General features: G+C 58.2%; 10 protein-coding genes and 3 pseudogenes. 4 read left to right on the forward strand and 9 right to left on the reverse strand.

The genetic code is table 11. From position 1 onward, the window contains the following. The first annotated feature begins 143 nt into the window (after positions 1-143). The gene (locus HMPREF9538_RS0126685) at positions 144-1490 is read left to right on the forward strand and encodes an ISNCY family transposase (RefSeq protein ID WP_020314316.1); all 1347 of its coding nucleotides are present in this window, start codon (positions 144-146) and stop codon (positions 1488-1490) included. A gap of 160 nt (positions 1491-1650) precedes the next feature. Then, on the forward strand, positions 1651-1782 hold the full coding sequence (locus tag HMPREF9538_RS33125; protein WP_004218042.1) for a hypothetical protein: 132 nt from the start codon (positions 1651-1653) through the stop codon (positions 1780-1782). 208 nt (positions 1783-1990) lie between these two features. Here HMPREF9538_RS33125 and HMPREF9538_RS31250 read toward each other — a convergent pair. The 9 genes and pseudogenes from HMPREF9538_RS31250 to HMPREF9538_RS31255 all read right to left on the reverse strand — a co-directional run. Beyond that, a pseudogene (locus HMPREF9538_RS31250) lies at positions 1991-3165 on the reverse strand (IS3 family transposase); the annotation flags it as partial. 167 nt (positions 3166-3332) lie between these two features. After that, positions 3333-4295, reverse strand: coding sequence for a zinc metalloprotease HtpX (locus HMPREF9538_RS26645; RefSeq protein WP_004152113.1), 963 nt, complete (start codon positions 4293-4295; stop codon positions 3333-3335). After that, complete coding sequence (locus tag HMPREF9538_RS0126690; protein WP_004152114.1) at positions 4282-4770, reverse strand: phosphate-starvation-inducible PsiE family protein; 489 nt, start codon at positions 4768-4770, stop codon at positions 4282-4284. The genes HMPREF9538_RS26645 and HMPREF9538_RS0126690 overlap by 14 nt, the downstream gene beginning before the upstream one ends. Positions 4771-4884: 114 nt before the next feature. Further along, positions 4885-5031, reverse strand: a pseudogene (locus tag HMPREF9538_RS32690) (diguanylate cyclase); the annotation flags it as partial. A 237-nt stretch (positions 5032-5268) separates the two neighbouring features. After that, positions 5269-5466: a hypothetical protein gene (locus tag HMPREF9538_RS26640; protein ID WP_004152115.1), complete on the reverse strand. Its 198-nt coding sequence runs from the start codon at positions 5464-5466 to the stop codon at positions 5269-5271. Beyond that, positions 5466-8261, reverse strand: coding sequence for a heat shock survival AAA family ATPase ClpK (gene clpK, locus HMPREF9538_RS26635; protein WP_004152116.1), 2796 nt, complete (start codon positions 8259-8261; stop codon positions 5466-5468). The genes HMPREF9538_RS26640 and clpK overlap by 1 nt, the downstream gene beginning before the upstream one ends. Positions 8262-8375: 114 nt before the next feature. Continuing rightward, entirely contained in the window at positions 8376-8945 is a 570-nt protein-coding gene (hsp20, locus tag HMPREF9538_RS26630) for a small heat shock protein sHSP20 (protein WP_004152117.1), read from the reverse strand. Positions 8946-8979: 34 nt separating this feature from the next. Next, entirely contained in the window at positions 8980-9261 is a 282-nt protein-coding gene (locus tag HMPREF9538_RS26625; protein ID WP_004152118.1) for a helix-turn-helix domain-containing protein, read from the reverse strand. A gap of 243 nt (positions 9262-9504) precedes the next feature. Beyond that, positions 9505-9768 (reverse strand): hypothetical protein, encoded by a 264-nt coding sequence (locus HMPREF9538_RS31255; protein ID WP_004118208.1) that lies wholly within the window; start codon positions 9766-9768, stop codon positions 9505-9507. 14 nt (positions 9769-9782) lie between these two features. Between HMPREF9538_RS31255 and HMPREF9538_RS31260 the strand changes: the two genes are divergently transcribed. Together HMPREF9538_RS31260 and HMPREF9538_RS31265 are read left to right on the forward strand one after the other, a co-directional pair. Continuing rightward, complete coding sequence (locus tag HMPREF9538_RS31260) at positions 9783-10046, forward strand: transposase (protein ID WP_004118209.1); 264 nt, start codon at positions 9783-9785, stop codon at positions 10044-10046. Beyond that, positions 10003-10107, forward strand: a pseudogene (locus HMPREF9538_RS31265) (transposase domain-containing protein); the annotation flags it as partial. The gene HMPREF9538_RS31260 and the pseudogene HMPREF9538_RS31265, both read left to right, overlap by 44 nt. Positions 10108-10221 lie beyond the last annotated feature (114 nt).

Raw genomic sequence — 10221 nt, forward strand, 5'->3', positions numbered from 1 at the left:
GATAACGGACATTTCAATTGAGCCTTGACATGTATTGTAACTCCAATATTCTGATGTCACTTTTAACCCATTTAGTGATGTCACTTTTTCTGGCATAAAGGATCCAATCCTCAGGCCATGGAGACATCAGGATGCTTGTGACCATGTCAGATAAAGAACTCAGTCGGATCAACATCATTCAGTCAGTTGTTGAAAAGCGCATGCGCCGTCGCGACGCTGCTCATCAGCTTGCTTTGACCGAACGTCAGACACAGCGTTTGATGAACCGCTTTCGTGAATCTGGTGCTGCAGGTCTGGCAAACCTTCGACGAGGACGCCCCGGTAATCACAGACTTCCTGAGTCACTGAAGCTGCGTGTACTTTCTTTACTTCACGATCATTACAGCGACTTTGGACCAACGCTGGCCGCAGAAAAATTGCGCGAACGCCATAACATCACGGTGTCTGTTGAAACACTGAGAAAATGGATGACGGCTGATGGACTCTGGGTCCCATACTCACGTCGCAGGCCACGTGTTCATCAACCCAGATACCGGCGTGACTGCCTTGGAGAACTTGTTCAGATCGATGGTTCCCCGCATGACTGGTTTGAAGGACGTGCCCCCAAATGCTGCCTGCTCGTCTTCATTGATGATGCTACTGGGCGCCTGATGCACCTCCGTTTCGGCGAGACTGAATCAGCCTTTGATTACATGATGGCCACCCGCGCGTATCTTGAACAGCATGGCAAACCACTGGCGTTCTACAGCGATAAGCACGGCATTTTCAGGGTCAATAATGGTGGCACTACCACAACTGGAATCACTCAGTTCGGCCGGGTGCTTTCCGAACTGGGGATCGAGTTGATATGCGCCAACAGCCCGCAAGCTAAAGGTCGCGTTGAGCGCGCAAACCAGACTCTTCAGGATCGACTTATCAAAGAAATGCGGCTTGAAGGCATCAGCAGCATCGAGGATGCCAATGCCTGGCTGGATTCCTTCATTATTGACTTCAATCGTCGTTTTGCCAGACCAGCAAAATATCCCAAAGACCTGCATCGACCGGTGCTTGAAAGCTCTGAAGATCTGGATGATATCTTTGCTTGGCAGGAATCACGAAAACTCTCGAAAACACTGACTTTCCGTTACGATAAGATGATATATCTCGTTGAACCTACGGAAGAAAATACCAGAATTGCAGGTGAAAAAATCACAGTTTACGACTACCCAAATGGTACGCTGGCGTTTAAATATGGCTACCGATCACTCAATTATCAGGTCTTCGATAAACTGGAATGCATCGACCAGGGGCAAATCGTTGATAACAAACGGCTCGGTGCTGTACTGAAACTGGCTCAGGACAAGATGGATGAATTGGATCGAGAGGGAAAGCGAGATAGGAGTAAAAAAATGCCCAAACGACGTGCACAAGCCCGGGTTCAGGAGCAACTCAGAGCCATCAACCCCGTACTGGCTAATCCTGAAGAGTTCCGAGCCAGTCTGAAACGCTAGCCCCCTGCTCTGTTCTGTTTTTTTACCTTTAGCAGTGTGATGGAGTGCAAGCTTCTGAAAACACGTCAGTTGGTTTTATAACCATGAACCCTCATTTCATATTTGGCATTACTGCCACAGTTCGTAAATATGAATCTGTTTGTCACTCAAGGAGATTTTTATGGGTATTAAACCTGGCCCAAAGCCGATTGCTGAATCAACTGGCAAAGAAGATAAAAGAAGGCGTGTCACTCCGGAAAACAAGCCAAAGCATCCCGGACTGAAGGAACACGACCATAAAAAAGGGGAATAACAGCTTATTGGTATAGCCTCTCATCACAGGCATGGACGTCATTCATGCCTGCTTTCCTCTGACATAAACCAACTTCTCTCTCTTCACATCTCTTAAGGTGACATTTCTAACTGGCTGAATTTGGTGACATTTTAAGCTTGCAATAACATGTATTGTAGGGGCTCAATGCTAATGTCTATTAGGGGGCTGCGGATGTTTTCCTGGACTGTTATGTTGTGATCCCAAGATGCTGCCGGTACTTCACAGGACTCATTGCACCTAATGATAGCTTGATACGTTTCTCGTTATACCAGCGTATGTACCTGTCCAGGAAGCAGATAAATTTTTCCAGCGTGATACCCGCCCAGTCTCTGCCATAGAACATTTCGTTTTTGATACGCCCGAAGAAGCCTTCACACGCAGCATTATCCGACGAGCATCCTTTGCGCGACATGGACCTTATAAGTCCGGAGGTGTTGATACGCTCGAGCCAGCCCGGCCACCGGTAATGGCCACCACGATCGCTGTGTATCACTGGTTTATCATGTTCGTTGAGCGTATCGAGTGCGTCATCGAGCATCGTATTCACCAGCGTCGCGTCCGGGCGTGTTCCTATCGACCAGCTTACAACCAGGCCATCAAAGCAGTCGATAACCGGCGACAGATAGACTTTTCCAGCCGGAAGCTGGAACTCCGTAATATCGGTCAGCCACTTCTCATTTGGCCTGCAGGAACTAAAATCCCGGGCGAGTAAATTTTCCGGTGCCGGGCCGATTTCGCCACAGTAAGAGTTGTATCGTCGTCGCCTGGTGCGCTTAACAACGAGCTGCTCTTCTGCCATCAGTCTGCGGACAACCTTTTCAGAAATAACCCTGTTGTTACCGCGAAGCATCGCGTGAAGGCGCCGATAGTCGTAACAGCGGTAATTCTCCTCAAAGATATCGGCCATGATCACGCGTATTTCCGCATACTTATCGTACAGACGTTTTGGTAAAAATAACAGCTGCGGGCAAGTTGCAGAACGCTTAGCAACTCAGCAACGGGGTACTTTTTCTTAAGGGCATCAACTATCAGGGTTTTCTCCCTGTTTTTCAGTTTCAGAAAGCTGACGCCCAGATCTTTTTTTATCAGTTCATTCGCCTTTGTCAGTATGTCACGTTCGAGCTGCAGCTGATGAACCTGCTTCCTGAGACGCTGGATTTCACCGAGTAAAGCATCCTGATTTTTATCCTGAGGGGCTGACTTTCGTTTGCGCATGGATTGATAAGCCTCGTCACTGATAAGGTCTTTCTTCCATTTGTACAGGACCGGGACGCTGACGCCTATGCTTTGTGCAACTTTACGCGCGGTTCCACGTCGGTTACAGAGCTCCCGGACGGCCTGAGACCTCTCTTCCGGGCTGAAGCATTTGTTTCGTGGGGACTGAACCAGGCTTCGATGGCGGGCAGGAACTGCCACAGCAGCATGAGTGCGGCGATGCAGCCAGTGATGACGAGCCAGCGCCGGATGAATCGATCCGGCTCCGGGCGGCTGTAGGGGTCGGGTAGGTCACGTCATTCTCCATGTTGAAATCAGCGCCAAAGGCCGCCAGTGCGCCAGCGTGGCGGACGTGGTGATACGGTCACTTCGGGGTCGAAACGGGCCGATGGAAACGGCGGCATCGCGGGCGGCGGAGCTAGTTCTAGCAAGCGCTCAATGCGTTCAGCCGTCGCTGGATGCGTGCGCAACCAGGAGGGTTCCGGATTGCCCCATCCGGGCAGCAGCCAGGCGCGCCAGGAGCGGCTCACCCGCTCGATCTTGGCGAGCGCTGAGGCCAGCCCGTGCGGGTCGCCGGTCAATTCGGCAGCGAGCCGGTCGGCGTCGAATTCGCGCACCCTGGACAAGCCCAACTGAGCCAGCAAGGCCAGCTGTGGCGCGACCGCAAGTAGAAGCAACGCGGGCCAATTGACTTCCGTGACTCCAAGCAATAGCGTTGGCAAACTGAGCACGATCGCAAGCTGCCCCAACAAGGCCAGAAGATGGGTGAGCCGGCTGATGGAATCGGCCAAGCCCATGACACGCAAATCCTCGTTCGCAATATGCGCGATTTCGTGGCCGAGCACGCCGGTCAACTCGCGGGGCGTGAGGCTACGCAGCAGGCCGTCGGTCAGCGCGATGGCCGCGTGATGCTTCGAACCGGTGGCGAAGGCGTTGACGACCCCGCTGGGCACGTAGTGCGGTACCGGCACGGTAGGCAGCCCGGCCCGCGCCGCCAGTTCGCGCAACACAGCCCAAAGATCGGGCGCTTCATCCGGGTGCAGGGGGCGTGCGCCATACAGCCGCAAGGTCAGCCCGGAGGCGGCCGCCGGTTCAAGCAGCAGGGTGAACCCCGCAGCCGCAAGCGCCAGCCAAAGCCCGCCGTCACCCAACAGCAGGCTGCCAGCGACGGCGGCAATTCCGAGCAGGGTCAGCACCAACAGCACGGTTTGCAGGCGATTGTGCCAGCGATGCCGCGCGCCGACATTCTGCGCGTGGCGCAGATCACGACTGATCATCTGAGCTTTCCCCGGCTGTCCGGTCATCGCGCTCGCGCAGCAGCCAGTAAGTCGCCCCGAGGGCCAGTGTCGCGCCTGCAAGCGCCGCGACCTTGGCGGGGCCGGTCTCCGGGTCGAGGATCACGAATTTACGCGCCAGGGCGATCAGCCCGATCAGGATCACCGTCTTGACCTGGATGATGCTGTCGCGCCGCAAGGCCACCCTCACGATGGAATGCTTGAACTCCATGGCAATGAGCAGCGTCATGATCATGCCGAACACGGTCTGGAAGACCTTGTGATCGAGCGGATTGAATGCATCAATGATCAGCAGGCTGAAGACGATCGAGATCAGCTGCAGCAGCGAGACCACGATGATAACGGCAATGATTGCGGACAGCGCGAGCGCGATCACCTGTTCAAAGCGCTCGTAGAACGTCATCACTGCCCATTGGGCGCGAAATGTTTTGATCGGGTCTGCTTGCTTTTCCTTCATCGCCACTCCTCTCAATTCTGAAATACTTGTGCGCCCACAACTTGGTTGCACCCTTGTCTTTTTTGCCTGGTAGAGCGCGCTGTCCGCCTGCAGCATCACCTGCTCGACAGAGTGCAAACGGGGGTCAAGGAGAGCCCCCCCCATGCTGGCGCTATAGCTGATCGACACCTCTCCACACACCACCGCTGTCGCCGCAGTGTCCTGACGAAATCGCTCCGCCCATACTTGGGCGCCTTCTATCGATGCCGCTTCCAACAACACAGCGAATTCCTCCCCCCAATCCGGGCAGCCATGTCGGTTGCGCGAACATGTTCCCTCAACCGTGAAGCAAAGGGGTCGGTGATCACCATACGCAGCAACTGCTGCTCTATTTCCTTGCGAGAAGAGATGTCGAACAGAGTACCGACTATCAGTTGCCTGCCCGCGTCACCCAGCCATGGGCCTTGTTCCTCGAAAGTCGAGTTGCCAGAGGATCAGGTGAACAGATGGGCCGCGCCGTCACGCGAACGGATGGCCAGCGAGCGGGAGGGCAGTGCCGCCGCTGATGAGCAGTCCCCACGGCGTGGCCGACTGCTCATCACGCTTGTAGACGCCCGCGTGACCTGCGGCCACGACCGCCACCGCGATCGAGGCCAGGGAGGCTGCCCATGCCAGTGCCAGGCCGATGGGGTCGGACACGGCAGCCTCGCCCGCCATCAAGATGCGTCGCTCGCCTTCGCGGCATCCGGCTGCTCCGGCTCGGCCGGGGTCTGCGGTGGCTCTTTGCGTTCGAACACCACGCGTTCGGCCTTGTCGTCCCAGCGTGCGCTGGCGTGATCGCCCTTGCCGATGCCGCCGCCGAGCATCTCGCGCGCCAGCGCAGTTTCCAGCTCGCTGCGGATCAGGCGCTTGAGTTCACGCGCACCGAACTCGGGCTTGTAGCCTTCTTCCGCGAAATGGTCGATCAGCGTCTGATCGAAAGTGAGCGTCACGCCCTGGCTGGCGGCGCTGCGCGCCACGCGATCGAGCTGCAGGCCGACGATGTGGCGGATCTCCTCCTTGCCCAGCGCATGGAAGACGATGATCTCGTCGATGCGGTTGAGGAACTCGGGCCGGAAATGGCCGCGCAGCACGTCCATGACTCCGGCCTTGGTCTTTTCGTACTCCTCGCCGGCCGCCCCGCGCGCCTTCAGCCGTCGCTGGATGATGTCCGAACCCAGGTTGGACGTGGCGATGATGATGGTGTTGGTGAAATCCACCACCCGGCCCTTGCCGTCGGTGAGGCGACCGTCGTCGAACACTTGCAGCAGGATGTTGTATACGTCAGGGTGTGCCTTCTCGATCTCGTCGAGCAGCAGCACGCTGTAGGGCTTGCGCCGCACCTTCTCGGTGAGCTGACCGCCTTCGTCGTAACCGACATAGCCCGGAGGCGCGCCCACCAATCGCGCCACGGTATGGCGTTCGCCATATTCCGACATGTCGATGCGCAACAGGGCGTGCTCATCGCCGTAGATCGATTCGGCCAATGCCTTGGCGAGCTCGGTCTTGCCCACCCCGGTCGGGCCCAGAAACAGGAAGGTAGCCACCGGTTTGCTGCCTTCACGCAGGCCGGCGCGGGACAGCCGCACGGCATCGGCCACGGCACGGACCGCCTCGTCTTGTCCCACCAGGCGCTCGTGCAGCCGTTGTTCCAAGTGCAGCAGCTTTTCGCGCTCTTCCACCGTCAACTCGTTGACCGGGATGCCGGTCAGGCGCGAGACGATCTGCGCCACGTGTTCCGCCTTGACCTCGGCACTGCCGGAGGCCCGCTCCCGCTCCCAGTCCTCGACGAGCTTCTTGAGCTCGGCCTCCTTGGCTTCGATGCGCTTCCCGAGCTCGGCGGCCTGGTCGTACTGCTTGCGCGCGGCCACGTAATCCTGTTCACGCCGCAGCTGGTGCAGTTCGGACTCCAGCTCCTGCACGGCCACCGGCCGGGCCGTGGCCGACAGCTTCACGCGCGCGGCCGCCTGGTCGAGCAAGTCGATCGCCTTGTCCGGCAGGAAGCGCGCCGTGATGTAGCGGTCGGACAACTCGGCCGCCGCGATGATCGCGTCCTCGGAGATGCTGACCTTGTGGTGCGCCTCGAAGGTGTCGCGCAGGCCGCGCAGAATCATGATGGCCTGGGCCACCGTCGGCTCGGGTACCGTCACCGGCTGGAAGCGCCGCTCCAGTGCGGCATCCTTCTCGATGTATTTCTGGTACTCGTTCAGCGTCGTGGCGCCGATCAGGTTGAGTTCACCGCGCGCCATCATCGGTTTGAACACGTTGGCCACGTCCAGCCCGCCTTCGCCACCGCCCTGGCCGGCACCGACGATGGTGTGCACCTCGTCGATGAACAAAATCAGCTCGCCCTGGTGCTCGGTCACCTCCTTCAGCACCTTCTGCACGCGCTCCTCGAACTCGCCGCGATATTTGGCGCCGGCCACCATGGCGTTGATGTTGAGTTCCACCAGGCGCTTGTCGCGCAAGGTCTCGGGCACTTCACCCGCCACCATGCGCTGCGCCAGCCCTTCGACGATGGCGGTCTTGCCCACACCCGGCTCGCCGATCAGCACCGGGTTGTTCTTCTTGCGCCGGGCCAGCACCTCGATGGTGGTTTCGATCTCCTGCGCGCGGCCGATCACCGGGTCGAGCTTGCCGTCGCGCGCCATCTTGGTCAGGTCGCGCGAGTACTTGTCGAGTTCTGGCGTGTTGGTCGGCGTCTCAGCGCGGCCATCCTCGGCGCCCTTGCCGACCACCTTGCTGACCTGTTGGCGCAGCGCCTGCGGCGTCAGGCCGTAGCGGCGCAGCAGGTTGGCGGCCAGCCCTTCGCCTTCCTCAGCCAGACCGATCAGGAAATGCTCTGGACCGACATAAGAATGGCCGAGTTCATTGGAGGCCACGAAGGCGCGGCTGAGCGCATCCTTCACGCGCGGCGACACGCCGATCTCGCCCTCGAAGGGCTTGTCCCCGCGCTTGGCCTCAGACTCGATCTGCCGCTTGAGGTCATCGACCTTGATCTTGAACTGACCCAGGATGGTCTTGACCACGTCGCTGTCGGCCAGCGCCAGCAGCAGATGTTCGGTATCCACCTCGGAGCGGCCAAATTCGGCAGCGTGTTTGGCGGCCTCCTGCAGCAAGGCTTCCGACTGTTCGCTGATGCGGCTGGCCAGCCCACTGCCGCGACGGCGCGGCGCACCCGAACCTGCGGCGGCGGGCTCGCCAAACGAGGCATCGACCACGTCATCGGTATCGGCGGCAACTGGCGTCGCGTCGTCGCCGATGCGGAAGAAGTCACTGCCGAGGAAGTCCTCGAACAGGCCGCTGCGCGAGCCGAACAAGGCTTCCAGCGGCGAAACGGTGCGCTTTTGCTGGCGCACTAATTGCCGGTAATGGTCGTCGCACAACAGCATGGTGCTGTGACGACCGTTGAGATTGGCTTCCACCCGCACGGTGGCGGGTTGGCCGCAGACCTGGCATTGTTTTCTGGCCATGCTGATGCTCCTGAGAAGGTTGACAAGGTTGACAAGGTTGAGGCGACGAGGCATCGCGAACCGCGACTCCTCGTCTCGTGCCGGGTTTTTCTTGTGACGAACGAGCCGGCGACGTCAGCCGTTGATCGGGATCGAGCGTCCCTGCTTCGGCGCGCTGACCTCGCGCTTGTCGATCGTGACCGTGAGCACCCCGTTCTTGAACGATGCTTTGATCGAATCCTGGTTGGCGTCGTCAGGCAGGTTCAAGGCACGCTGAAAGCTGCCGTAGGAGCGCTCCACACGGTGGAAGCCACCTTCCTTCTTCTCCTGTTCCTGGCGCTTCTCGCCACGCACCATCAGCACGTCGTTGTCGAGAGTGATCTGGATGTCCTTCTCCTCGACACCGGGCACTTCCAGGGCAATCTTGTACTGCTTGTCGGTTTCCTGGATGTCCAGGGCCGGCTTCAGCATGCCCGACCAATCGGATGGCCACTGCGGCATGTTCAACGCCGGAAAACCGAAGCCCCGGAATGCGTCATCGAACAGCCGGTCGATTTCCCGATGCAGTTGCAGGATCGGGCTGACTGGCCCGCTCGCCGCTGGCAGGTCATTGCGCTGCACCGGCAGGGAAGAGACGGTCTGCTGCTCTTGCTGCTCGTTCTTGAACCAGTTCCAGGGAGCCAACTTCTTGAAATCGATGTCCATGTCATACCTCCAGAAAAATTGGAAAACGAGTTACTCAAGCCCTTTGCCTGCTGTGACGGGCAGTGCGCCCAGGCGACACGGGCTGCTCGGATGACTTCTGCTGTTCACGCTTGCGCATCACCTCCTTCTTTGCTGCGGCTCGGGTCTGATCATTGATCCACTGATCGATTTCACTTTGAGGAAACCGCCACGTCCCGCCCACCTTGAAAGCCGGAATTTCCCCGTGCGCGGCGAGCCGATAAAGCGTCCGCTTGCCGACTTTCAAGTACGCAGCCAATTCATCGAGCGTGAAAATCACCTGTAGGTGCGCTTTCATCCCTGTAGGTGCGCTTTCATCTCACCCTCTCCAATCGCGTCGCTTTGCGGTTCCGGCCAAGGAAATCCTTGTAATACTTTGTAAGATATTACGCTTACCATGACAGCCTTCAAGAGTCAATGTACAGCGTTCTCCCGCCCCATTGATGCAGGTCAACTGCTCAGGCAAGGCGCAGCGGGGCGGTCTGATCAGGCAATGGACAGCGCCTGGCTCGTCAGCCTGCGTGTACCACAGGCGCCTCGATCAAACACCGATCCTCACGTTGTAGCCGAGTGCCCGCAGCCCCTTGCTCGTCTGCATGTTCCTTGGCGGAAACTCGTCTGGGCGCGCCCAGACGACGATTTCCCCGAGGCTGCTCAGGCTAACGTGCGGAATTGCCCAGTCGTCGCTGCGGATCGCGTTCCAGAGTCGGGCCGAAACACTTCCGTTGCCCCAGACAACGTAGTTCAACAGTATCCGTCCGGCCAACACACCTTCCCGACACCGCCGCCGAAGGCCATGGCCCATCAAGCGGATTTTCCATGCGCCCTCAGCGCCGTACCTACAGCAAATCTTTCAAGGCTCAGGTCATTCAGGAGTGTTCTGAACCCGGTGCCTCCATCGCAAACATCGCCTTGGGCTACAGCCTCAATGCCAACCTCGACCACAAATGGATTCGGCTGCCTACCCAGAAAACCACGGCTATCCAGCCAGCGTTCATCCCGTTGCCTTCTCAAATGCTCGGCGTGGGTTCGCATACTCAAGCGCGCTGCTGCGATCATGAGTTTGATCCAGTCGGCCCGTAATAATGGGCACGATCCGTATGCCTATCTCAAGGATGTGCTGACACGGTTGCCGTCCCTGTAACAGCCTGAAGTTGACCTGGGTAATCAAATACCGGTGTAGTGATTAGGAAACAGGGCTCGGATAACATCATGGCGCAGGTCACCCTGATCTTGACCCTCCATCTCCGAACAGCTT

It is taken from the genome of Klebsiella sp. MS 92-3 (genome assembly GCF_000195655.1).
In the GTDB taxonomy this organism is placed as follows: Bacteria; Pseudomonadota; Gammaproteobacteria; order Enterobacterales; family Enterobacteriaceae; genus Klebsiella; species Klebsiella pneumoniae.